General features: G+C 63.1%; 21 protein-coding genes. 3 read left to right on the forward strand and 18 right to left on the reverse strand.

The window, feature by feature from the left end; genetic code table 11:
* Positions 1 to 13: 13 nt before the first annotated feature.
* From ugpQ to BW995_RS06005, 18 genes are all read right to left on the reverse strand, one after another.
* Positions 14 to 766, reverse strand: a complete 753-nt coding sequence (gene ugpQ / locus BW995_RS05920; protein ID WP_076399254.1) for a glycerophosphodiester phosphodiesterase — start codon at positions 764 to 766, stop codon at positions 14 to 16.
* Positions 767 to 911: 145 nt separating this feature from the next.
* A complete protein-coding gene (gene pnp, locus BW995_RS05925) occupies positions 912 to 3,026 on the reverse strand; it encodes a polyribonucleotide nucleotidyltransferase (protein ID WP_076399255.1) in 2,115 nt (704 codons plus the stop codon).
* A 261-nt stretch (positions 3,027 to 3,287) separates the two neighbouring features.
* Positions 3,288 to 3,557: a 30S ribosomal protein S15 gene (rpsO, locus tag BW995_RS05930; RefSeq protein WP_076399256.1), complete on the reverse strand. Its 270-nt coding sequence runs from the start codon at positions 3,555 to 3,557 to the stop codon at positions 3,288 to 3,290.
* Between the two features lie 19 nt (positions 3,558 to 3,576).
* A complete protein-coding gene (gene truB, locus BW995_RS05935; protein ID WP_076399257.1) occupies positions 3,577 to 4,500 on the reverse strand; it encodes a tRNA pseudouridine(55) synthase TruB in 924 nt (307 codons plus the stop codon).
* Between the two features lie 4 nt (positions 4,501 to 4,504).
* Entirely contained in the window at positions 4,505 to 4,972 is a 468-nt protein-coding gene (gene rbfA, locus BW995_RS05940) for a 30S ribosome-binding factor RbfA (RefSeq protein WP_076399258.1), read from the reverse strand.
* 162 nt (positions 4,973 to 5,134) lie between these two features.
* Positions 5,135 to 7,933 carry a translation initiation factor IF-2 gene (gene infB, locus BW995_RS05945; RefSeq protein ID WP_076399259.1) on the reverse strand — a complete coding sequence of 933 codons (2,799 nt, stop codon included), beginning with the start codon at positions 7,931 to 7,933 and terminating at the stop codon, positions 5,135 to 5,137.
* A gap of 16 nt (positions 7,934 to 7,949) precedes the next feature.
* Positions 7,950 to 8,774 carry an RNA-binding protein gene (locus tag BW995_RS05950; protein ID WP_076399260.1) on the reverse strand — a complete coding sequence of 275 codons (825 nt, stop codon included), beginning with the start codon at positions 8,772 to 8,774 and terminating at the stop codon, positions 7,950 to 7,952.
* Positions 8,775 to 8,778: 4 nt separating this feature from the next.
* Entirely contained in the window at positions 8,779 to 10,314 is a 1,536-nt protein-coding gene (nusA, locus tag BW995_RS05955; RefSeq protein ID WP_076399261.1) for a transcription termination factor NusA, read from the reverse strand.
* Positions 10,315 to 10,330: 16 nt separating this feature from the next.
* Complete coding sequence (rimP, locus tag BW995_RS05960; RefSeq protein ID WP_076399262.1) at positions 10,331 to 10,906, reverse strand: ribosome maturation factor RimP; 576 nt, start codon at positions 10,904 to 10,906, stop codon at positions 10,331 to 10,333.
* A 251-nt stretch (positions 10,907 to 11,157) separates the two neighbouring features.
* Positions 11,158 to 11,904: a tRNA (guanosine(46)-N7)-methyltransferase TrmB gene (gene trmB, locus BW995_RS05965; RefSeq protein WP_076399263.1), complete on the reverse strand. Its 747-nt coding sequence runs from the start codon at positions 11,902 to 11,904 to the stop codon at positions 11,158 to 11,160.
* A 103-nt stretch (positions 11,905 to 12,007) separates the two neighbouring features.
* Positions 12,008 to 13,213, reverse strand: a complete 1,206-nt coding sequence (gene metK / locus BW995_RS05970) for a methionine adenosyltransferase (RefSeq protein WP_407656302.1) — start codon at positions 13,211 to 13,213, stop codon at positions 12,008 to 12,010.
* Between the two features lie 261 nt (positions 13,214 to 13,474).
* On the reverse strand, positions 13,475 to 14,026 hold the full coding sequence (locus BW995_RS05975) for a helix-turn-helix domain-containing protein (protein ID WP_084194619.1): 552 nt from the start codon (positions 14,024 to 14,026) through the stop codon (positions 13,475 to 13,477).
* Between the two features lie 326 nt (positions 14,027 to 14,352).
* The gene (lnt, locus tag BW995_RS05980) at positions 14,353 to 15,948 is read right to left on the reverse strand and encodes an apolipoprotein N-acyltransferase (protein ID WP_175617000.1); all 1,596 of its coding nucleotides are present in this window, start codon (positions 15,946 to 15,948) and stop codon (positions 14,353 to 14,355) included.
* Between the two features lie 77 nt (positions 15,949 to 16,025).
* Positions 16,026 to 16,973 (reverse strand): hemolysin family protein, encoded by a 948-nt coding sequence (locus BW995_RS05985; protein WP_076399264.1) that lies wholly within the window; start codon positions 16,971 to 16,973, stop codon positions 16,026 to 16,028.
* Between the two features lie 85 nt (positions 16,974 to 17,058).
* The gene (gene ybeY, locus BW995_RS05990; protein ID WP_076399265.1) at positions 17,059 to 17,580 is read right to left on the reverse strand and encodes an rRNA maturation RNase YbeY; all 522 of its coding nucleotides are present in this window, start codon (positions 17,578 to 17,580) and stop codon (positions 17,059 to 17,061) included.
* Entirely contained in the window at positions 17,561 to 18,574 is a 1,014-nt protein-coding gene (locus BW995_RS05995; RefSeq protein ID WP_076399266.1) for a PhoH family protein, read from the reverse strand. Before BW995_RS05995 ends, ybeY begins: the two co-directional genes overlap by 20 nt.
* Before the next feature lie 18 nt (positions 18,575 to 18,592).
* Positions 18,593 to 19,957 carry a tRNA (N6-isopentenyl adenosine(37)-C2)-methylthiotransferase MiaB gene (gene miaB / locus BW995_RS06000; RefSeq protein ID WP_281251127.1) on the reverse strand — a complete coding sequence of 455 codons (1,365 nt, stop codon included), beginning with the start codon at positions 19,955 to 19,957 and terminating at the stop codon, positions 18,593 to 18,595.
* Between the two features lie 178 nt (positions 19,958 to 20,135).
* Positions 20,136 to 21,524, reverse strand: a complete 1,389-nt coding sequence (locus BW995_RS06005; RefSeq protein ID WP_076399267.1) for a DUF2125 domain-containing protein — start codon at positions 21,522 to 21,524, stop codon at positions 20,136 to 20,138.
* A gap of 107 nt (positions 21,525 to 21,631) precedes the next feature.
* Between BW995_RS06005 and BW995_RS06010 the strand changes: the two genes are divergently transcribed.
* Genes BW995_RS06010 through BW995_RS06020 form a run of 3 tightly spaced genes read left to right on the forward strand, consistent with a single transcriptional unit; the run spans position 21,632 to position 24,446 of the window.
* The gene (locus BW995_RS06010) at positions 21,632 to 22,228 is read left to right on the forward strand and encodes a gamma-glutamylcyclotransferase (RefSeq protein WP_076399634.1); all 597 of its coding nucleotides are present in this window, start codon (positions 21,632 to 21,634) and stop codon (positions 22,226 to 22,228) included.
* Between the two features lie 47 nt (positions 22,229 to 22,275).
* Positions 22,276 to 23,124 carry a type 1 glutamine amidotransferase gene (locus BW995_RS06015; RefSeq protein ID WP_076399268.1) on the forward strand — a complete coding sequence of 283 codons (849 nt, stop codon included), beginning with the start codon at positions 22,276 to 22,278 and terminating at the stop codon, positions 23,122 to 23,124.
* 47 nt (positions 23,125 to 23,171) lie between these two features.
* Complete coding sequence (locus BW995_RS06020; RefSeq protein WP_076399269.1) at positions 23,172 to 24,446, forward strand: PQQ-dependent sugar dehydrogenase; 1,275 nt, start codon at positions 23,172 to 23,174, stop codon at positions 24,444 to 24,446.
* Positions 24,447 to 24,466: the final 20 nt, after the last annotated feature.

The raw sequence follows: 24,466 nt of genomic DNA on the forward strand, positions 1-24,466 counted from the left end.
CCCTGCAATACCGCTATCCGAGAGCCTTTCTGATCGCGCCCGGATCATCACTGAACACCGCATCAGCCCCGGCGGCGAGCAAAAACCGCACCCGTTCCGGGTCATTCACCGTCCAGACCGCAACAGCCAATCCGTGATTCTTCACCTGGGCGATGGTCGCCGGAGACAATTCCACGTCTCCCAGATGCAGGGCCTGCACGCGCAGGATGGCAGCCTGTTCGCGCCAGTCATCGGGCAGGTTGTCACACAGCAACGCTCGCGGCCAGGACGGCGCCAGATCACGGGCGACCGCCAGCGCGGCACGGGAAAAGCTGCTGATCAGCGGCGGGCGGTCATCGGCCGACCATTGCAGGGCCGCTGTTGCCAGCACCACCCGCGCCGTTTCCTCGACGCGGTTCGGGCAGGGCTTCAGTTCCAGATTGATCGCCAGATCATGATCTTGCGCGCAATCAAGGACCTCTTCCAGACTGGGGACCTGCGCGCCCTGAAAGGCCGGGGAAAACCAGCCGCCGGCGTCCAGACCGCTCAGGGCCTCGAAGGTAATGTCCTGCACTGGCCCGGTTCCATCGGTGGTCCGTTCCAGATCATCGTCATGAAAGACGATTGCCCGGTTGTCGGCGGTCAGCTTGGCATCGAACTCGACCATTGCCGCGCCGTCGCGGGCTGCCTGACGAAACGACGCCAAGGTGTTTTCCGGCGCCAGGGCACAGGCGCCCCGGTGACCAATCACCGGTGACGGATACAGGGTCGCAAGTCCGATGGGCACGCTTGTTTCTCTCTGATGGGGGCTGGTGGGGGGAATTGCGAAGTAGAAACGTCCTGAAAAAAGGCCGCCTGATAGCATCAAGCCTGACAGACCCGGTACGGGGGTCTGTCAGGCCGATGTCAGTCAGGATGGAACCTCGGCCTTATCAGGCGTCGGCTTCCTTGGTCTTCAGTTCGCCAGTGGCCTGGTCAACCTGCTTCATCGACAGCTTGACCTTGCCGCGGTCGTCGAAACCGACGCACTTGACCCAGACGTTGTCGCCCATGGTCACGAAGTCGGACGGCTTGGAACCGCGCTGTTCGGTCATTTCCGAGATGTGGACCAGACCGTCGCGCTTGCCGAGGAAGTTCACGAAGGCACCGAAGTCCATCACCTTCACGACCTTGCCCTGATAGACAACGCCGATTTCCGGTTCAGCAACAATGCCCTTGATCCAGTTCACGGCCTTGGCGGCGGCGTCGGCATCGGTCGAGGCAACCTTGATGGTGCCGTCGTCTTCGATGTCGATCTTGGTGCCGGTGGTTTCGGTGATTTCACGGATCACCTTGCCACCCGAACCGATCACGTCACGGATCTTGCCGGAGTCGATCTTGAAGGTGGTGATGCGCGGAGCATTGCCCGACACGTCGGTCCGGGCAGCGCCCAGAGCCTTGGTCATTTCGCCCAGAATGTGCAGGCGACCGTCGCGGGCCTGATCGAGCGCAATGCGCATGATTTCGCGGGTGATGGAGGTGATCTTGATGTCCATCTGCAGCGAGGTCACGCCCGCTTCGGTCCCGGCCACCTTGAAGTCCATGTCACCCAGATGATCTTCGTCACCCAGAATGTCGGACAGGACGGCGAAACGGTCGCCTTCCTTGATCAGACCCATGGCAATGCCAGCCACCGGACGGGTCAGCGGCACACCGGCATCCATCAGCGCCAGCGAGGTGCCGCAGACGGTTGCCATCGACGACGAACCGTTGGATTCGGTGATTTCCGACACCACGCGGATGGTGTAGGGGAACTTGTCCTTGCCCGGCAGCAGCGGGTGGACGGCGCGCCATGCCAGCTTGCCGTGACCGATTTCACGACGGCCCGGCGAGCCCATGCGGCCAGCTTCACCGACCGAGTACGGCGGGAAGTTGTAGTGCAGCATGAAGGTTTCGCGGTATTCGCCCGCCAGCGCGTCGATGATCTGTTCGTCCTGGCCGGTGCCGAGGGTGGTGACCACCAGCGCCTGGGTTTCGCCACGGGTGAACAGGGCCGAGCCGTGGGCACGCTGCAGAACGCCAACCACCGATTCGATCGGACGGACGGTCTTGGTGTCGCGGCCATCGATGCGGATGCCGGTGTCGAGGATGGTGGAACGCACCACGTCGGCTTCCAGCCCCTTGAACACTTCGCCGGCGACCTGAGCCTGTTCCGGCGCGATCAGTTCCATCGCCTTGGCCTTGACGGCGCTGACGGCTTCGTGACGGGCGGTCTTGGCGGCAATCTTGTAGGCGGCGGACAGGTCGGCGCGGACGGCTTCGAACTTCGCCTTGACCTCGGCATAGACCGGCGACGGGGCGGCCAGATCGCGCGGATCCTTGGCGGCAGCTTCGGCCAGATCGATGATCGCATCGATCACCACCTGCATCTGGTCGTGACCAAAGGTCACCGCGCCCAGCATGATTTCTTCGGACAGTTCCTTGGCTTCGGACTCGACCATCAGCACCCCTTCACGGGTACCGGCAACGACCAGATCAAGGGCGCTGTCAGCCATGTCGGCGGAGGTCGGGTTCAGCAGGTAGGCACCATCCTTGAAGCCGACGCGGGCAGCACCGATGGGGCCGAGGAACGGCAGGCCGGACAGGGTCAGCGCGGCCGACGCGCCGATCATCGATGCGATGTCGGGGTCGTTTTCCAGATCGTGGGCCAGAACAGTGGCGACCACCTGGGTTTCGCACTTGTAGTCTTCGTGGAACAGCGGGCGGATCGGACGGTCGATCAGGCGGGAAACCAGGGTTTCCTTTTCCGAGGGACGACCTTCACGCTTGAAAAAGCCGCCGGGGATCTTGCCCGCAGCGAACGCCTTTTCCTGGTAGTTCACGGTCAGCGGGAAAAAGTCCTGGCCGGGCTTGGCGGACTTGGCGCCAACGGCGGTCACCAGAACGGTGGTTTCGCCGTAGGTGACCAGAACCGCACCATCAGCCTGGCGGGCGATCTGGCCGGTTTCCAGCACCAGCTTGCGGCCGCCCCACAGGAGTTCCTTACGGATCACGGTGAACATGGACATATCGTCGTTTTTCCTTAGTTCAGGTGGGTCAACCCGGAGGCCGCCGCAGAGGAGGTACCGTGTACCCCATGCAAACGGGTCAGTTGACCCCGATTTAGTCTTTTCTTTCATAACCAAACGAATAAGCAACCGTTCCCGGTCGCAGCCGCAGGCGGTGAAGCCTGTGCGGCATCCTTCGAAATCGCGAAGGTGTCTTATAAAAAGGTACTTAAAACAGACGAGGACGCCCGGGGAGGGCGCCCTGTCCGAAACGGGTCCGAATTACTTGCGGATGCCCAGACGTTCGATCAGCGTCTCGTAACGCTTCACGTTCTTCTTCTTCAGGTAGTCGAGCATCGCACGGCGCTGGCCGACCATCATCAGGAGACCACGACGGGAGTGGTTGTCCTTCTTGTGGCTCTTGAAGTGTTCGGTCAGGTTCTTGATCCGCTCGCTCATGATGGCGATCTGGACTTCCGGCGAACCGGTGTCACCCGGCTGGGTGGCGAATTCGGTGATCAGGGCCTGCTTGCGTTCAGCAGTAATCGACATCGGAAACTCCGTTCATGTCTTAGAGGTTCAATACGCGAATCGGGCGGATGGATCCGTCCTCGATACGGGCGATCGCCACCGGTTTGTCAGCGGTTCCGACGCAAACCAGACAGCCGTCTGTCAGATCGGAACGCGTAACACGGCCAACCCCGGCGTTTAACGGCAGGGTCTGTCCGGTATGGAGGCGACGAGCTTCTGCTTCGGAAACGGCCAGCGCCGGGATGTCGTCCAGCGCGGTCGCGATCGGTAACAGAAGATCCAACGGGGCTGCACTATGCCCGACTTCCCCCAGCTTATCCAGCGAAATCGCCGTTGCTTCGGTGAACGGGCCACAGCTCAGGCGGCGCAATTCGGTGATGTAACCGACCGTTCCAACCGCCTGTGCGAGGTCGCGGGCCAGCGAGCGCATATAGGCTCCCTTGCCGCTGAGCACGCGGAAGCGCGCCCGGTCCGGCAGGGCTTCGACCAGCTCAAAGGCGTCGATGCGGATCGGGCGGGCGTCGAGATCAACCTCTTCGCCATCGCGGGCCAGATCATAGGCACGCTGACCATCGACCTTGATCGCCGAATAGCGCGGCGGCACCTGCGAGATGGTGCCGGTGAACTGCGGGAGGGCAGCCTCAATCGCTTCGACCGAGGGGCGATGGTCCGAAGTGGCGCAGACTTCGCCCTCTTCGTCGTCGGTGGTGCGTTGTTCCCCCCAGACGATGGCAAAGGAATAGACTTTTTGCCCGTCCATCACATAAGGAACGGTTTTGGTCGCCTCTCCCAGCGCCACTGGCAGGATGCCACTGGCCAACGGGTCAAGCGTGCCGCCGTGTCCAGCCTTCTGGGCGTTGAACAGCCATCGCACCTTGGCCACCACCTGCGTCGAGGTCATTCCCACCGGTTTGTCGATGGCAATCCAGCCATGGACCGGTTCTCCCTTGCGCCGACGTGCCATCGTTTCAGTCTTTCAGCCGGTCGGTGCCATCAGTGGCATCATCTGTATCGTCGATATCATCATCGTCTTCGTTACCCGGGGTGTGGCTGGCACCGGTGTCGCGCAGGACTTCGGGGCGATGCAGCAGTTCCTCGATGTGGCTGTATTCGTCAAAGCTGGTATCGGTCTGGAACGACAGCCGTGGCACGAACTTCATGTTGACCCGGCGCGCCAGTTCATGACGCAGGAACGGCGTTGCCCGCTTCAGGGCGTCAAGCAACGGAGCCGCCTCGCCACCACCCAGCGGGGTGAAAAAGGCGGTGGCGTTCTTCAGGTCCGGGCTGACCCGGACCTGGGTGATGGTCAGCGGGTGCTGTTGCAGCACGGCGTCGTGCACATCACCGCGCTCGATGGTCATTGCCAGAGCGTAGCGGATTTCTTCGGCAACGCGCAGCTGGCGCTGCGAGGGGGCCTTGCTGGGAGCGCGAGACATGAGGGGGGCTCCTTGTTTCCTGTAAAATCGTGATGGGCCGGGCTGTAAAAAGAAAACGGCACCCGTGCGGTGAAAACCGACCGGGCGCCGTAGCAGCCAGCCCCGGCATCGACCCAAAAGGGAGATGCCGGGGAAACAGCCTGGAAAAGTGCCTGGTCAGCCTTACAGCTGGGCGGCGATTTCTTCCATTTCAAAGCATTCGAAGACGTCGCCAACCTGGATGTTGTCATAGTTGGCAAACGACATCCCGCATTCAAAGCCTTCGCGGACTTCCTTGACGTCGTCCTTGAAGCGCTTGAGCTGGCCGAGATCGCCTTCGTGGACAACCACGTTGTCACGCAGCAAGCGAACCTTGCAGCCGCGCTTGATGATGCCTTCGGTAACACGACACCCAGCGACCTTGCCAACCTTGGTGATGTTGAACACTTCGCGGATTTCGGCGTAACCGATGAACTTTTCCTGATAGGTCGGCGAAAGCATACCGGTCAGGGCCGCACGCATGTCGTTGGCGACATCGTAGATGATCGAGTAGTAACGGATGTCCACCCCGTCGCGGCGGGCCATTTCGCGCGCCTGCGGGTTGGCACGGACGTTGAAGCCGACCACCAGAGCCTCGGATGCCTTGGCCAGGGTGATGTCGGATTCGTTGATCGCGCCAACGGCACCGTGCAGCACGCGCACCTTGACTTCGTCCGAACCGCACTTTTCCAGGGTACCGATGAGGGCTTCGATCGAACCCTGCACGTCGCCCTTGATGACGACCGGCAGTTCCTTGGCTTCGCCCGCCTGGATCTTGGCGAACATCTGTTCCATGGTGCCGCGCGCCGACTTGACGGCCTGGGCTTCGCGGTCCTTGCGCTGACGATAGCTCGACACTTCGCGTGCCTTCTGTTCGTCTTCGACCACGATCAGGTCATCACCAGCCGCCGGAACACCCTGCAGGCCGAGGATTTCGACCGGCATTGACGGACCAGCTTCTTCGACACGGTTGCCATGGTCGTCGATCATCGCGCGGACACGGCCCCACTCGGCGCCAGCCACAAAGATGTCGCCGACGCGCAGGGTACCGCGCTTGACCAGCACGGTGGCCACCGAGCCACGGCCCTTTTCCATCTTGGCTTCGACGATGGTGCCTTCGGCCAGACGGTTCGGGTTGGCCTTCAGTTCCAGGATTTCGGCCTGCAACAGAATGGCTTCTTCCAGTTTGTCGAGGTTGAGGCGCTTTTTCGCCGACACTTCGATGCACTGCACGTCGCCGCCCAGCTGCTCGACCACGATTTCGTGGCTCAGCAGTTCGGTGCGCACGCGTTCCGGATCGGCACCGTGCTTGTCCATCTTGTTGACCGCCACCACGATCGGCACTTCGGCGGCCTTGGCGTGGCGGATGGCTTCGATGGTCTGCGGCATGATGCCGTCATCGGCAGCCACCACCAGAATCACGATGTCGGTCACCTTGGCACCGCGGGCACGCATGGCGGTGAACGCCTCGTGGCCCGGGGTGTCGATGAAGGTGATCTTGGCACCGGTGGACATGGTGACCTGATAGGCACCGATATGCTGGGTGATGCCACCGGCTTCGCCCGACACCACGTCGGTTTCACGCAGGGCGTCAAGCAGCGAGGTCTTGCCGTGGTCAACGTGACCCATGACGGTAACAACCGGGGCACGCGACCGCAGGCTGCCTTCGATGTCCGGGCCGGTTTCCAGACCGACTTCGACGTCGCTTTCCGACACGCGCTTGGCCTGGTGGTTGAATTCTTCGACCACCAGCTGGGCGGTATCCGAATCAATCACCTGGTTGATGGTCGCCATCACGCCCATCTTCATCAGGGCCTTGATGACGTTCGGGGCGCGTTCGGCCATACGGTTGGCCAGTTCCTGCACGGTGATGGCGTCCGGAATGATGACTTCGCGGACGACCTTTTCCGGGCTCTGGAACTGGGCCTGCATCTTGCGGCGTTCTTTTTGCGCCGCACGCTTCATGGCGGCGACGGAACGACCACGACGGCCTTCATCATCCTCCATCACCGAGCTGACGCTGAGCTTGCCACGACGCTTGACATCGACGGCCTTCTTGACCGGCGCGACCTTGGCGGCAACCTTGGCGGCCGCGCCCAGACCCTTCCGGCGTTCGTCCTCGTCGTCGATCAGGCGGGACTTGCGTTCCGGATCGGCGGGCTTGACGGCCTTGGTGTTTTCCTTGACCGGCGGCTCCTTGGGAGCCAGGTCACCGCGCGGAGCCTGATCGGCCCGGTTGCCTTGGTCACGACCACCCTGATCACGGCTCAGCGCCTTGGGCGCCGGAACCGCCGGGCGGTTGTTGGACGAGCGCGGACCACCACCAGCACCTTGACGGGGGCCACCAGCGCCCTGACCCTGACCCGGGCCACGACCTGCCTGAGCAGCGGGGCGCGGAGCCTGGGCGGCAGCAGCCGGAGCGGGCCTGGGAGCAGCAGCAGCCTGCGCAGCCTGTTCGACCGCAGCCTTGGCGGCGGCTTCCTCGGCGGCCTTGGCGGCAGCGGCGTCCTCGATCGCCTTGCGGCGAGCGTCTTCCTCGGCGACGATTCGAGCCTTTTCGGCTTCTTCGGCGGCGAGCTTGGCAGCTTCGACTGCGCGCTTTTCAGCTTCAACCTTTTTACGGGCTTCTTCCTCGGCAGCGCGATGGGCCAGCTGCAACACCTGCACGCGGTGCTGACGCTCTTCCGGGGTCAGCTTGGCCAGCGAGGGGTGATTGGGCAGCTCAATGGTGGGCAGGGAGGCGGTCGCCGCGTCCTTGCGCTTGTCGTTTGACGGACCTTCAGCGCCCGGGGTAAACGAACGCTTCTTGCGGCGCTCGACGGTGACTTCCTTCTTACGGCCATGGGGGAAGGTCTGCTCGACCTTGCCAGCCCCGACCGTTTTCGTCAGTTCCAGCTTTCCGCGCGAGAGCGACAAAGGCTTCTTTTCGTTATCGTTCGACATTCGTACCGGTTCGTCCTTAGGCGTCAAAATCAGTGTGCTCGGACGGCCCTTCGGACCAGGCGTGCGCCGGGGCCGGTTCCGTCGGTTCCGTCCGCCCCTGCGCTGGCGCGGGGACGTGTTCCGCACAATCACCCTGGCCCAGATAGGCCACCAGGCGATCGATAAGGTGTTCCAGCCGGGCGACCAGGGGCCGCTGAGCCAGGGGACCAGCGACCAGGGCGACATGCACCACGTGGTCACGGCCAAGAATGGCGGCCAGTTCGGCCCCCGAAAACATGTCAACCACTGGCGCTTTGGGGGCCAGTGCAGTCAATTTGCGCCGTCCGTCCTCGGCACCGTCCTCGGCTTCCAGCAGCAGGACAACCCGTCCTGCCTTGGCTTCGGCCTTGACCTTGTCAAATCCTGCCACCACCAGACCGGCGCGGCGGGCAAAGCCAAGGGTATCAAGGCAACGGTTGCGCAACTGCATCGCGACCTGATCGGCCAGATCCGGCGGAGCCGTCAAGGCTTGCCGGGCTGCGCGGGAGAATGCCCGCTTGCGCGTGGCTGTTTCTACCATATCGCGGCGCGCACTCAACCACAAACCCCGCCCGGGCAGTTTTCCGTCCAGATCTGCCACCACCGAACCATCGGGAGTGGCAACAAAGCGGATCATCCGCTCTTTCGGGAAGCTCTCGCCGCTGACGATACAGCGGCGGAGCGTCGGATCACTGTCAGAGTCGGCAGCCCCATGACGGGGGGCCGTTTTTTCTCCCTTGCGGTGACCCTTGCGCCGTGTATCGGGTGGCGGAGGGGCTGTGGCAAGGTCAGGCGGGATGGGAACCCGGGACTGTGATGTCATGGAGTCAGGCGTTCTCCTCGTTGTCATCCAGGCCTTCGAACCAGCCAGCCTGCACGCGAGCCGCCATGATGATGGCATTGGCTTCGCCTTCGCTGACGGCGTCGGCCCCGACGTAATCCTGGAATTCGCCCGACGACAGGTCGGCCAGATCATCCAGGGTTTTCACACCGGCTTCGCCCAGAGCGACCAGAACCTGCGGGGTCAGGCCTTCCATCTGGCGCAGGGCGGCATCAACACCCAGCTCGTCGCAGCGCTGTTCGGCGATCCGGGCCTGTTCGGCCAGATACCCCTGGGCGCGCGCCTGCAGCTCGGTGGCGACATCGCCATCAAAGCCTTCGATTTCGGTCAGTTCGTCCAGCGGAACGTAGGCCACTTCTTCGACGGTGGTAAAGCCTTCGGTCACCAGCAGGTGAGCGATCACGTCGTCGATGTCCAGCGCTTCGATGAACAGGTTTGAACGGGTCCGGAACTCTTCCTGACGGCGTTCGGATTCGGCTTCTTCGGTCAGGATGTCGATATCCCAGCCAGACAACTGGCTGGCCAGACGAACGTTCTGACCACGACGGCCGATGGCCAGCGACAGCTGGTCGTCGGGAACGACCACTTCGATGCGGCCGGCATCTTCGTCCAGAACCACCTTGGCCACTTCGGCCGGAGCCAGCGCGTTGACCACAAAGGTCGCCGGGTCGGCGGTCCAGGGAATGATGTCGATCTTTTCGCCCTGCAGCTCGGCAACCACCGCCTGCACGCGCGAACCGCGCATGCCGACGCAGGCGCCGACCGGGTCGATGCCGGAGTCGTTGGACACCACGGCGATCTTGGCACGCGAGCCGGGATCACGGGCGACGGCCTTGATTTCGATGATGCCGTCATAAATTTCCGGCACTTCCTGGGCAAACAGCTGGGCCATGAAGCCCGGGTGAGAGCGCGACAGGAAAATCTGCGGGCCACGCTGTTCCTTGCGCACATCCATGATGTAGGCGCGCACGCGGTCACCGTTTTTGAAATGCTCGCGCGGGATCAGTTCGTCACGGCGCAACAGGGCTTCGGCGCGGCCCATATCGACAATCACATTGCCGAATTCGACACGCTTGACCAGACCGTTGACGATTTCGCCAATCCGGTCCTTGTATTCGTTGAACTGGCGTTCACGCTCGGCGTCACGCACCTTCTGCACGATCACCTGCTTGGCGGTCTGGGCAGCGATGCGGCCAAAGTCGATCGGCGGCAGCGGGTCAACCACAAAGTCGCCGACCTTGCCATCGGGCTTTTTGCGGCGGGCCTGGGCGACCGTCATCTGGGTGTGCTCGTCCTCGACCGTTTCGACGAGTTCGATGTAACGCGCCAGCTTGATTTCGCCGCTGCGGCGGTCGATGTGGGCGCGGATGTCGTGTTCATGGCCATACTTGGAGCGGCCAGCCTTTTGAATGGCCTGCTCCATGGCGGCGAAAACTTCCTCGCGATCAATGTTCTTGTCGCGGGCCACGCTGTCGGCGACCTGCAAAAGTTCCGGCCGCGCCATGCCAACAGTTCGTTCCATCGTCTAAGCCCTAGCTTTAGTCTTGAATGATGTTGTCGTTGTCCGGCTCGATGTCGCCGTCGGGCAGCTCGCCCAGGTCGCCATCGTCGCCGTCCGGATCGGTCAGGTCTGCGCCCTGGGTGACAGCTGCGATCAGCTCGTCGGTCAGGACCAGTTTGGCTTTGGACACCGCGTCGAACGGGACGCGGAAGGTTTCGCCGTCAACCAGCAGCAGCACGTCCGAACCTTCAAGGCCCAGCAACTTGCCTGCGTACCGCTTGCGTCCGTCCTGCAGGCCCTTGGCTTCGAGCTTGCACTCGAACCCGGCCCAGGCTTCAAAATCCTTCAGGCGGGTGAGCGGACGATCGATCCCCGGCGAACTGATTTCCAGATTATACGCCCCTGCGATCGGATCTTCCACGTCCAGTGCCGCCGAAACGGCATGGCTGATATCAGAACAGTCGTCCACCGTCATCGAGGCGCCGTCCTTGCGGTCGGCCATCACCTGCACGGTCTGACGACGGTTCCCTTGAATTTGCACGCGCACCAGCTCATAGCCCATCGCGTCAATGGTGGGTTCAATGATGCTGATCAGCCGGTCAACCAGGTCCATCGGGGTATCCCATTGGCAAAGAAACGCAAGAGAGGGGTGGGCCTGGCGCGGGAGTCGTTGGCAGGGCCGGTAATTCAGGCCCCAATAACAAAAAAAGTGGGCCACTGGCCCACCCCCTGCGCCCCTGTGGGCCACACCAGAGAATGTCATAGACGTCTATATACGCCGGTTGTGCTTAAAACACAATCCCCCTCCTGCCTGAACTGTGGGCAGAAGGGGGAAGGCGATGCTCACGGTTGCCGTTGCGATGATCAGGCGCTGCGGGGTTTGCGGGCAAAGCTGAAATACATCGGGGTGCGGCCACAACGGACGGCTTTTTGTTCATAGCGGGTCGGGCAGGCGTCAGCCCAGCGGTTGCGCCAGTCATCGGGGCCCTGGGCCGTCCATTGGAACAGCGGATGCTCCGGGACCACCCGCATGGTCCAGGTCTGATAGGTCGGGTCGTCCGAGGCCACCCGGAATTCGCCGCCGTCCTTCAGCAACCGCCCGATCATGTCGAGGTTCCAGTCGTTGACGAACCGCCGCCGCCAGTGGCGCGATTTCGGCCACGGATCGGGAAACAGCAGAAATATCTTGTCAAAGCAGGCATCCGGCAGTCGGTCGAGCAGGGGGCGGACGTCCTCGCCATACAGACGGACATTCTTCAGGTCGTGCTCGTCAATCTTGCTCAGCAGCTTGCCGATGCCGTTGATAAACGGTTCAGCGCCAAGAAAGCCGATGGCCGGATTGTGCTGTGCCTGATGGGCCAGATGTTCCCCGCCGCCAAAGCCGATTTCCAGCCACAGGGAATCCGGGGGCTGCGGCATGTCGGTGAAAAAGCTGCACGGATCAATCGAACCAGCCAGGTCCGGGCGCGGACCGGCCTCGGCCTCTCCCCGGTCGATGATTGGCAGGGCCAAAGTCGGGTACAGGGTTTCCATCAGGTTTTTCTGGCCGGGCTTCAGGCGTTTGCCGTGGCGGCGTCCATAGAAACGGCGATCTTCCGGTTTCTGGTCCATCTTTGACGCGGGGGCTCTGTTACGGTTGAAAACGGGGTCCATAAGGAAAGGGGCCTGGCCTGTTTGTCAAGCCAAGCCCCTGTCTGTCGTCCAGGCGAATCCGTCAGGCGCCGAAGGCGCTCTTCAGGTCGCTGACCAGATCGGTGCGTTCCCACGAGAAGCCGCCATCGGCTTCGGGGGTGCGGCCGAAGTGACCATAGGCGGCGGTGCGGGCATAGATCGGCTTGTTCAGCTGCAGGTGCTCGCGGATCCCGCGCGGGCTGAGGTTCATCAGCTCCTGCAGGACGGTCGACAGCTTCGCTTCTTCGACCTTGCCGGTCTCAAAAGTGTTGACGTAGACCGACAGCGGCCTGGAAACGCCAATGGCGTAGGACAGCTGGATCACGCACTTCTCTGCCAGACCGGCGGCCACCACGTTCTTGGCCAGATAGCGGGCGGCATAGGCGGCCGAGCGGTCAACCTTGGTCGGATCCTTGCCCGAGAAGGCGCCGCCACCATGCGGAGCAGCCCCGCCGTAGGTGTCGACGATGATCTTGCGACCGGTCAGGCCGCAGTCACCATCCGGGCCACCGATCACGAAACGACCGGTCGGGTTGACGTAGAACGCTTCCTCCGGGCACATCCAGCCTTCCGGCAGGGCAGCCATCACGTGCGGACGCACCAGCTCGCGGATTTCCTCGGTCGAGGCGGCGGCGGCGTGCTGGGTGGACACCACGATCGAGGTGGCGCCGACCGGCTTGCCATCGACATAGCGCAGGGTGACCTGCGACTTGCTGTCGGGGCCGAGCAGCTTCTGGCCGCCATGACGGGCGTCGGCCAGCGACTTCAGGATCCGGTGCGAATACTGGATCGGAGCCGGCATCAGCTCTTCGGTTTCGTTGCAGGCATAGCCGAACATGATGCCCTGGTCGCCAGCGCCTTCGTCCTTGGCCCCGGCGGCGTCAACGCCGACGGCGATGTCGGCAGACTGGCTGTGGATGTGCGAAATGATTTCGCAGTCTTTCCAGTGGAACCCGTGCTGTTCATAGCCAATGTCCCGGATGGCTTCGCGGGCCTTTTCCCTGAACAGGTCGTGCGTCAGGTGATCCGGCCCACGGACTTCGCCGGCCAGCACGACAAAATTGGTCGTCGCCAGGGTTTCGACCGCCACGCGGGCATAGGGGTCGGCAGCCAGAAACAGGTCAACAATGGTATCGGAAATCCGGTCACACACCTTGTCGGGGTGGCCTTCCGAGACAGATTCACTGGTAAAGAGATAATCCTTCAGGGACACCTGAAAATCCTCCGGTTGAGGGGGCTTTTGCCCCATCTGCAACGCCCTCTTGCGTGCCGTTTCCTGTGCAAGAGGGATTGGGCAACAGGCAACAGCATGTCGCGCTCTGAAACGTGCCTCATGCATTAAAGGAAACCGCTGGCGATGGCAAGAAAATCAGGGGAAAGCCAAGTCGGATGGCTCCCCCTGTTGCAAGCCAGTACCAGCGGAGTGCAGGCCTGTTGTCTCTCTTTACTCACGGTGTATCGGGCAGCGACAGGCGAATGGGACAGGCTGTCATCGCCATGGTCGGGAGGCTTAATTGGCCTGTTCGTGCAGCGTTGCCGGGTCCTGAGCCTGTTCCAGGGCTTCGCAGGAAATGGCCACCGCTTTGGCCAGCTCATAGATCCGCCGCCGGACCACTGGATCAGGAATGCGGTAATAGGTCCGCACCAGCTCCAGCGTTTCCCGTTTGGACATCGGGTCATTCTCGCTGTTGCTGATTTCGGTGGTTTCCGGCGTCATGTTGCGCGGTGACAGGGCGGCCGTTTGCGGGTCCATGTCTTCAAAAAAGAAGGAGACAGGAACCTCGAGTACACGGGACAGATCATAAAGACGCGATGCACCGATGCGGTTGGCACCGCGTTCATATTTCTGCACCTGTTGAAAGGTCAGGCCGATGGCTTCCCCCAGCTTTTCCTGGCTCAGGCCCAGCAGGGTGCGACGCAGGCGGACCCGTCCACCGACATGCACGTCGACGGGATTGGGCTTGCCCGACGGCAGACGACCCCGGCGGGATCGCTTCAGGCTGCTGCCTTCATCTTCGTCTTCATCGCAGTCGATTACGGCGATGTCCTCTGAATCGGTCATGGCATAGGGTCTCCGCTTTTGCCTCTTCCCCTTTTTGGAGGAATTTATTTTCGCGTGTGATCGTAAAACGTGACGTCTGATCATAAGTTCTTTAGTGCTAAAGAAACTTGCGGAACCGTAATACCGACAAGGCTATTTCGTCAACGAAGCTATGCTAGGGATGTATGTGTATTAATACGATGGGCACATGTATTACATGAAAATATTGATATTTATAGTCTTTAAGCGTGTAATCTTTGCATCCTAGGGTAAGTGTTGCCTAGACAAAGGGCGAGGCTCTCTTGTCGAAAGCCTCGCCCTTTTCTTTTTTTGACAGGGAGACAGGGTCAGGAAGCCCGGCGTCGTCCGCCGAACACTCCGGCCATCAGGGCGATCACCGCAAGACTCAGCGGCAGGGCATTACCCCAATGGGCAAACAGGGTCGCAGGCAATGCCTGTGGCAGGGGGCCGTCAACAAAGCCCTTGGCTTCCAGATCAAGGCGGGCCACTTCGCGGCCCCACGGATCGACAATCGCCGAAATGCCGGTGTTGGCGACGCGGACCAGCGGCAAGCCTTCTTCCACGGCCCGCATACGGGTGCTGGCGTAATGCTGATAGGGACCGGCAGACAGGCCATACCAGCCGTCATTGGTCAGATTCAGCAACCAGCCGGGACGGGTGGCGCTGTCGCTGCCAGCGGTCACTGCACCGGGGAAGATCGCTTCATAGCAGATCAGCGGTGACACGGGTGGGGTACCGGGCATGGCTTCGGTTGCCGGGCCTGGGCCCGGGGTAAAGTCCACCAGTCCGGCAGTGATCTTTTTCAGCGGCAGAATGGACTTCAGCGGCATGTATTCGCCAAACGGCACCAGATGGGCCTTGTCGAACTGCGCGACGACCGTGCCGGTGTCATCCAGCGCCACCATGCTGTTCCACACCTGAAACGGCTCGACGCCCGCCGGGGTCTTGCGCACCGTGCCGGTGATCAGGATCGGCCCCTTGCGGCCATCGGCGCGTGGGCTGGCGCTGTCGTCGTCGCGCAGGGCGTCGGCGAGGGCGGTGCGCAGTTCGGCATCATCCTTGCCGTCCAGCGCATAGGGCAGGGCGGTTTCACTCCAGATCACATGGGTGACCGGCTTGTCGCCTTCGGCCAGACTGAGCGCCAGATGGTCGCGCAGATTGGCTTGCCGCAGGTCGTTGCGCCATTTCTCGCTTTGCGGAATGTTGGGCTGAACCAGCCGCAGGGTCACGCCATCAACGATGGGCGCGGCCTGTTCAGGCAAGCGCTGACTGCCGATGATCCCCAGCAGGACCAGCACCAGCAGCCCGGCGACACTGGTCGCAACCCCGCGCCGTCCCTGCCAGCTGATCAGCGCGGGCAGGCTGAAGGCCAGCACGGTGATCAGGGACAGGCCATAGGAGCCGATCCATGCCAGTGATTGCAGCATGGTCGGCCATTCAGCCCAGATGCTGGCGGCAAGATTCCACGGAAAGCCGGTAAAGGCATAGCCGCGGACGATTTCCAGCAGGGTCCACAGGGCGGCAAAGGTAACCACCCGGCCCAGGCCCCGTGTTCCACTGAGGTGGACCAGCAGCAGGAGCAGGCCATGGAACAGCCCCAGCCCAACACCGAGACCGGTGATGGCAAAGGGAACCAGCCAGCCGAACTGTGCGGCATCGACCAGCAGGGCGTTGGAGACCCAGTACAGGCCGGCGGCAAAAAAGCCGGTCCCGAAGGCCCAGCCCAAGCAGAACGAGCCGGCTTTGCTGCGCACTCCGTCCAGCAGCCACAACAGGGACGGCAGAGTGACCGCCAGCAGGGGAACCCAATGGACCGGCGGCAGGGTCAGCACACTGACTGCACCGGCAATCAGGGCGACCAGCAAACGCAGCGAAGTGCGCAGCGTGCCAAGGCGCAGCCCGAATGTGGCAACCCCTGCCACCCATGGGGGTGACAGGGGAATGGATGACGACGCATGGGATGATGCATCAGGGGAAAGATCAACGGGCGGAATAGGTCCTACTCCTTGGCATCGGCCGGGGCCGGTTCGGGGGTGTCGTCGTCTGCCGTGCCAGTTCCGGGCAGGTTGCGGACACGCAGTCGGCGGATTCGCCGGGGGTCGGCCTCGACCACTTCGAATTCCAGGCCTGACGGGTGGCTGATCAGTTCGCCCCGCATCGGGACACGGCCAATCATGCGGAACACCAACCCGCCGAGGGTGTCGGTATAGTCTTTTTCCTCTTCGGTGAAACTGGCACCAAAGCGGTTTTCAAAGTCTTCCAGCAGGACGCGGGCATCGGCGATCAGGGTATTGTCCGCACCCAGCACCATTTCCGGTTCGATTTCGGTTTCGTGTTCGTCTTCGATGTCGCCCACGATCTGCTCAATCAGGTCTTCGATGCTGATCAGGCCGTCGATGCCACCATATTCGTCCACCACCAGCGCCATATGGGTGCGCTTCAGCCGCATGTCGAGCAAAAGATCAAGAACCCGGATCGCCGGACTGACGAACATCACCCGCCGCATCAGTGACCGCATCGTCGATGGTGACGGCGGTGTTGCGGGGGCGGACAGGACCGGCAACAGGTCCTTGATGTGAATCATTCCCAGCACATCATCCAGGGTGTCGCGGTACACCGGCAGGCGGGAATGGCCGCTTTTGGCGATCAGGCCGACCAGATCGGGCAGGGGAGTACTGACTTCGACGGCGACGATGTCGGCGCGCGGGATCATCACGTCATAGGCGGTCACATCGCGCAGGCGCAGGACGTTGCCCAGCAGGATGCGTTCGTGCGAGCTGGTCGAGGTGTCATCGTCACTCTCTTCCATCAACTCTTCGATGGCTTCGCGCACGGCGTCATCGCTGCGTCGCCCGGGCAGCAGGCGCTTGAGCAGGCTCAGCAGCGAAGGTGTCTCTTCTGCCCCGGCTTCAATCCGGGGCCGTCTACTCGAAGGCTCGTCGTTCATCGTTTACCCATAGAGCGTTGTGCGAAACGTGGGAACAGGTTCAACGCACGCTGGTCTCGTCGCAACAAGTACGGACCGGCGGGGATCAATCCTCGTCGGCATAGGGGTTGACGATCCCGAGACCGGCGAGAATGTCGGCTTCCAGGGCTTCCATCTCTTCGGCATCAGCGTCGTCCTGATGATCATAGCCCAACAGGTGCAAGACGCCATGGATGATCAGATGACAGAGGTGGTCGGGCAGGGATTTTTCGCCTTCGACCGCTTCGCGGGCGGTGGTCTCATAGGCGATGATCACGTCGCCGACCGGCTCGGGCATGTCGTCCGGCATGTCGTCGGGCAACTCGAGTCCCATTTCGCGGGCGGCAAAGGACAGCACGTTGGTCGGGGCGTCCTTGTGGCGATAGTCCCGGTTCAGGGTCTGCACGCTGGCGTCATCGGTCAGCACCACCGACAGTTCCAGCGGCGCGTCGGTTTCTTCGGCCCCGGTGATGGCGGCATCGACCGCCCGTTCGCACCAGGCAATCAGCCCGGCTTCGCCATCGGCAAAGGCGGCGCTCCAGCGGGGGTCTTCCGGCAGGATGGCAAAGTCACTCAGCGGGTGGCGCATGTTCTCGGGTTCCAGCGTCCGGGGTGGCGGCTTTTTGCAACTGTTCGCGCGCTTCGCGGGTTTCATAGGCGTTGACGATGCGGGCGACCAGATCATGCCGCAGCACGTCGGCCCGCGAAAATTCGACAAAGCGAATCCCCGGCGTCCCGGCCAGAACCTCGCGGGCATCGCGCAGGCCGGACTTGACGCCGCTGGGCAGGTCGATCTGGCTCATGTCGCCAGTGACCACCATGCGCGAGTTCTCGCCCAGACGGGTGAGGAACATCTTCATCTGCATCGCCGAGGTGTTCTGGGCTTCGTCAAGGATGATGAAGGCGCGCGACAGGGTGCGGCCCCGCATGAAGGCCAGCGGAGCGACTTCGATTTCCTGGCTTTCCATCGCCTTGACCACCGTGTCACCGGGCAGCATGTCGTGCAGGGCGTCGTACAGCGGACGCAGGTAGGGATCGACCTTTTCCCGCATGTCGCCGGGCAGGAAGCCCAGACGTTCCCCGGCTTCGACCGCCGGACGGGACAGGATGATGCGGTCGACCAGTCCGCGCAGCTTCATGCTGACCGCCATCGCCACCGCCATATAGGTCTTGCCGGTGCCAGCCGGACCCAGACCGAACACCAGTTCGTTATCCCGCATGGCGCGAATGTAATCGGCCTGGGTCGGGGTGCGGGGGACCACCGACCGCTTGCGGGTGCGAATCGTCAGGTCCTCGACGCCTTCGGTCCCGACGGCTGCCGCCGGATCACGCGGCACCATGCGGACCGAGGCATCAACGGCCCCCAGATCAATGTCGCTCCCCAGACGGGCCTGTTCATACAGGTCCTCGATCACCGCCCGGGCGGCGGTGATGGCGCGCTCGGCGCCTTCGATGGTGATGGTGTTGCCGAGGGTGGACAGGCTGACACCCAGATTGCCCTCCAGGCGTTCCAGATTGCTGTTGTGCGGACCATAGACCAACGGCACCAGAGAGTTGTCGGTCAAGGTCAGGGTCAGACGCATCGGGTAGTTTCCCTTGGGTTAAACAAGCTCGCCAGCCAGACTGGTGGCAGTGGCCCCGACGATCCGCAGGGTGACCACCTGACCGAACAGTTCGGCGGGGGCAGTGACGTGGACGGGCTGCATGAACGGGCTGCGGCCAACCATCTGGCCGTCATGGCGGCCAGTGCGGTCGAGCAGCACGCGCAGATCGCGGCCGATGCACGACTGGTTAAAGGCGTCCTGCTGCGCACTCAACAGGGCTTGCAGGGCGCTGAGGCGGGCGCTTTTGACGTTTTCGGGAACCTGCTGTTCCATCGTCGCCGCCGGAGTCCCCGGCCGTGGGCTGTACTTGAAGGAATAGGCCTGCACAAAGCCGACCGTCTGGACCAGCGCCATGGTGGCATCAAAGTCGGCATCGGTTTCACCGGGGAAGCCGACGATGAAATCCGACGACAGGGCGAGGTCGGGGTTGGCCTGCCGCAGCCGCTCGATTTTGGCGATGTAGTCGGCGGCGGTATGGCCGCGATTCATTGCCTTCAGGATGCGGTCCGAGCCGGACTGGACCGGCAGGTGCAGGAACGGCATCAACTGCGGCAGTTCGGCATGGGCACTGATCAGGGCGTCGTCGAGGTCGCGCGGATGCGAGGTGGTATAGCGAATCCGCTCCAGACCATCGATGGTGGCCAACTCGCGGCACAGATCGCCCAGCCCCAGCTCACGGCCATCGGCGCTGGTGCCGTGGTAGGCGTTGACGTTCTGGCCCAGCAGGGTCAGTTCGCGCACCCCTTGACCGACCAGCAGGCGGGCTTCCTTCAGCACGTCATCCACCGGGCGGGAGTATTCCGCCCCCCGGGTATAGGGCACGACGCAGAAGGTACAGAACTTGTCGCAGCCTTCCTGCACCGACAGGAAGGCGGCAGACCCATGGGCCACCGGCTCGGGCAGGTGGTCGAATTTCGGTTCCAGCGGGAAATCGGTATCGAGAATGCCGACGCCGGTCTTGCGGCCAGTCTTGCTGGCGGCAGCGCGTTCGGCGCGGGCGACCATTTCCGGCAGCTTGTGATAGGTCTGCGGCCCCAGCACGATATCGACGAACGGGGCGCGCTGCAGGATGAATTCGCCTTCGGCCTGAGCGACGCAGCCTGCGACGGCCAGAATCATGTCCTTGCCGTCGGCGCGACGCTCTTCTTTCAGCACCCGCAGGCGGCCCAGTTCCGAGAACACCTTTTCCGACGCCTTTTCGCGGATATGGCAGGTGTTGATCACCACCATGTCGGCGCCTTCGGGCTGATCGGTCGGGGCATAGCCGAATGGTGCCAGCACGTCGGTCATCCGGCCGGAGTCATAGACGTTCATCTGACAGCCGTAGGTGCGGATGAACAGCCGCTTTTTCTCACCGCTCAGGGCTTCGGGCGAGGCGGTGGTTTCGGCAGTCGGCTGGTTGGCGTCAATGGCGGCAGCATGGGACGGGGCAGGGTGTGAGGACACGGCTTTACTTTCTGGTTCGGCACAATCGGCAGGGTGCGGCGAATATGGGGACAGCCAGCACCGTTAGGCAATAGCAAAAGCCACCGAACCCCGCCTAATCCTGTCGTGAGACATTTCCCCAGCGATCGACCTGATAGTTCGGTCGCAATGTGGGCAGTTCGCGGCCTTCGGCGGATGGCGGCCAGGACAGGGTCGGCAGCTCGGTCACCGTCACCGGGCCCAGCAACAGCTGGCCGTTCTGGACGCTCATCGGGGTGGTCAGGGTCGGAACGCCGTCCTTCATTTCGGCCATGCTGTTCAGCACCACCCGGCTGAGGGTCAGGTCGCGGGCGCGCATCAGTTTGCCCTTGTACAAACCGTCAGCGGCTTCGAGGTAGCCCTGCATCTGGCTGGACAGGGCTCCGACCGGCTGCAGGTGGTCATCAAGGGCGATGGTGCCGGTGGCGGCCAGTTGCAGCGGCGACCAGTTCAGATACAGGCGATCAAGTTCGGCCACGCCGCCGTCATCGCGCCATTTGCTCATTTTTTCCCGCAGGGACGGGCCACTCCCCAGCAGCCCGAGCAGGCGGCCCTGAATTTCCAGCGAGCGGATCGACGGGCCGATGGGCGGAGCCATATCCGGTGGCAAGCTGGCATCGCGCACGGTCAGCGAGCCTTCATAGGTCGGGGTATGGGAATCGGCCTGTCCCGAAACGGGCAGGGCGCTGCCGACCAGTTCAAACGAGGCGATGACCGCCGGAGCAGCGCCTGATGGTGGCTGGATGGTCAGGTCTTTGGCGCTGAGGGTCAGGGTGTTGACGGTATCTCCCCGCCCGAGTCCCAGCAACAGCGACAGGTCGGTGGCGGTCAGGTCAAAGCTGCGCCCCGAAGCCAGCGTCAGGGTGGTTTTGCCCTGTGGATGAATCCGGACTTCGTTGCGGCCCCAGGCTTTGCCTTCCAGCCGCAGGGTGGCATTGCTCAGGCTCCAGCCGCCCCAGCGCTCGGGGGCCTTGATCGCCACACCGGGAAGGGTACCGATGATTTTCAACGGGAAGCCGGAAATGCTGACTTCGGCATCTTCTCCGCTGGCGGTTTTGGCCCCGAGGGACCAGTCCTTGTCGCTGTACTCGCCCGCCAGTGCCTCGTGGGCGATGTTGCGAACGGTATGGGCGGCGTTGAACCACAGGACGGTGTAAATCCCCAGCACCCCCAGCACCATCAGCGGCAGGGTCATCAATACGGCCAGTTGCTTGGTCCGCGACATTTTCTGGCGTCGTTCAAGGTGGGCTTTGGCCTCTTTGGCACCGTTGCCTTGTCCTTTGCCGCGGGATGTCCGTTTGGCGTCCTGCGCCATTTCCTCATGGGTACGCGACTTCATTTCCAGCGGAGCATGCAGGGCATCAGAGTCCGGGCGGCCTTTCCCTGCCGCCTTCGAGGACGGCGGGCTGCCTTTGCCTGCGGCCGCCTTCGGGCTTGCCGATGCTTTCGGTGGTGGCTTGGCCATCTGCCGTGCTCCTTGCGAATCTGTCCCCGGTCATCCTTCTGTTGTCTTACCACGGCTGGCGAAAGAATGTCATGATGCCGCTCTGCGCTGATGGTCCGGGTGAAAAGATGAGCGTTCCTGATCAATACCAGACAGTTGCCGAGTGGCGGGCGCGCCATGAGCCGGGCGACCTGTGGGTCTTTGCCTACGGTTCGCTGATGTGGCGGCCCGGCTTTTCCTTTGTCGAGCGGGTACCCGCAGTGCTGCATGGCTGGCACCGGTCGCTGTGCATCCTGTCGATCCAGTATCGCGGAACGCCCGAGGTTCCCGGGCTGGTGCTGGGGCTGGACCGGGGCGGATCGTGCAAGGGGATTGCCTATCGCGTCGCCGCCGGGGAACGGCAGGCGGCGGCCGAGTATCTCGACGGGCGTGAATTGCCATCGCGCTGCTACCTGCCCCGCTTTGCCCCCATCCGGTTGACCGACGGGCGTCGGGTTGACAGCTATGTCTATGTCACCGACCCGGCGCATCCGCAGTATGGCGGCCACCTGTCGGCCCAGCGGCGGCTGGCGTTGTTGTGTCAGGGGCGGGGGGAACAGGGCAGCAGCCGGGACTATCTGGCGCAGACGGTCGCCCAGCTGGCGGCGCTGGGGGTCCGGGACGGACTGTTGCAACGAACGCTGGCAGCGGTTGATGCATCGCTGGCTTCCGGCTTATCCTGCTGAGAACAGAGACAAGAAATGCTCTTGAGGGAAATCACCGGAGGCTTCTGATGCCACAGCTTGCCCTGCTGGTCATTGACGGTACCCCGCGAACCGCCCGCCGGACGGCTCATCTGGAAGCCGTTGGGGGAGGCGGTGCCGCGCAGGTTCTGCTGGAGACCCTCGACCGGTTATGTCCACAGGCGGTGTTGACCGTTTTGCGGGCGGGGGACGGGCAAGAGCTGCCTGCGGGGTTGGCGCTGAACAGCTTTAACGGTATCCTGTGGACAGGAACTGATCTCAGCGTGTGTGAAAGCCCGGATTCGCCCCTGATCGCCCAGCATCTGGCGCTGATGCGGGCCTGTGCCCAGGCCGGGGTGCCGGTGTTCGGCTCTGGCTGGGGGATGCATCTGGCGGTGGTCGCGTTGGGCGGCGAAGTCACCCGTAATCCGTTACGGCGTGAATTCCCGCTGGCACGCAAGATTCAGCTGACCCAGTGCGGGGTGACTCATCCGGTGTTCGCCGGACGCACCCAGTCCTATGACGCTTTTGCGTTGCATGCCGATGTGATTGAAGCCTTGCCGCTGGGGTCGCTGATTCTGGCCTACAACCGGACCGGCGGGGTGCAGGCAGTGGAAATTCCGCTGCCGGGGGGCAGCACCTTTTGCGGGGTGCAGTATCTGCCGGAATTCGATCTGCGCGAGATGGCCTCCTATGCCACCTTGCATCAGGACGACCTGATTGATGAGGGGCTGTTTGCCGATTCGGGGCAGGTGGCGGCCTTTTCCCGCCGGGCCATTGAATGTCAGGTCAGCGAACGGGCTGATCTGCTGGTGGCGCTGGGCCTTGATGATGACATCCTGCGCGATGATATCCGGCAGCAGGATCTGGCCAGCTGGTTGGCGATGATACACCGCTGATCGCCTGCGGTTCGGTACGGGGCCGCTTGCAGCGAAAGGACGGACCGATGGGACGCCATGGTGTGACGGTGCTTGCTTTGGTCGTGGTTCTGGCGGGGTTTGCCTTGCCTGTCCGGGCGGCAGGGGATCTCCGTCCGGGAACGGTGCTGCGGGTCGATCCGGCCACCGTGCCGTCACCCTATGCCGGTGTCAGCATCGCCAACAGCCCGGAAAAAATTGCCCGCACAGCGGCCATGATGCCGCGTGTGGCCGATGGCTGGCAGGTTTCCCTGTTTGCCTCGGCCCTGCTGCATGCCCGCTGGCTGGCGGTGGCCCCGGATGGGGCGGTGCTGGTCAGTGAGTCTGCTGCCGGGCGGGTGACCATTCTGCGGGATGGCAACCACGACGGCGAGGCCGAGGAGCAGCAGGTTCTGGCCGAAGGGCTGGTGCGTCCGCATGGTCTGGCCTTTGCCCATGGTGGTGTCTACATCGCCGATACGCGGGCGGTGTGGTTCGCGCCCTATCCGGTCGAAACCCTGCCGGTGTCCCTGCATCAGGTCACCCCCGATGGGGCGCTGGGCAGTGGCGATGGTCACTGGACGCGGACGCTGGCGGTTTCGCCGGATCAGAGCACCCTGTACGTCGCCATTGGCTCGCGCAGCAACATCAGCGAAGACCCCTTGCCGCGGGCATCGGTGCAGGCGTTCACCCTGTCCGGGGACGGGCGCGAGGCTCGGGAGCAGCGAACCTGGGCCAGCGGGCTGCGCAACCCGGTCGGGTTGGCCTTTCAGCCGGGAACCGGGCACTTGTGGACGGTGGTCAATGAGCGGGATGGGCTGGGCGACGGGCTGGTGCCGGATTATCTGGCCCGGCTGGAGGAGGGCAGCTTTTTTGGCTGGCCGTACAGCTATACCGGCTCCCATCCGCAACCGGATTTGCCTGCCGTGCGCCGCCCGGCCCCGGAGGTGGCGGCGCTGATCGCGCGGGCGGTGGTGCCTCCGCTGCTGTTTGCCAGTCATTCGGCTCCGCTGGGGCTGGTGTTTGACCGCAGCGGGGATGCCATTGTGGCCTTGCATGGCTCATGGAATGCCGAAGCTCCGCGTGGCTACATGGTGGTGCGGGTGCCATTCCGCGATGGTGCCCCGGTCGGCGATTATCAGGTGCTGGTCAGCGGGTTCCGGCTGGGGGACAGCCCCGACGGGGCGGCGCGCGTCTGGGGGCGTCCGGTCGGGTTGGTGTGGGCGGCAGACGGGGCGTTGCTGGTGTCCGATGATGTCGGGCAAACCATCTGGCGGGTGAGCCGTAAAGACGGCGGTACCGTGGGCGGGAAGGCTGGAAGATAATCGGCTGTGGCCGCCTGTGG

It is taken from the genome of Insolitispirillum peregrinum (assembly GCF_900156605.1).
In the GTDB taxonomy this organism is placed as follows: Bacteria; Pseudomonadota; Alphaproteobacteria; order Rhodospirillales; family Rhodospirillaceae; genus Insolitispirillum; species Insolitispirillum peregrinum.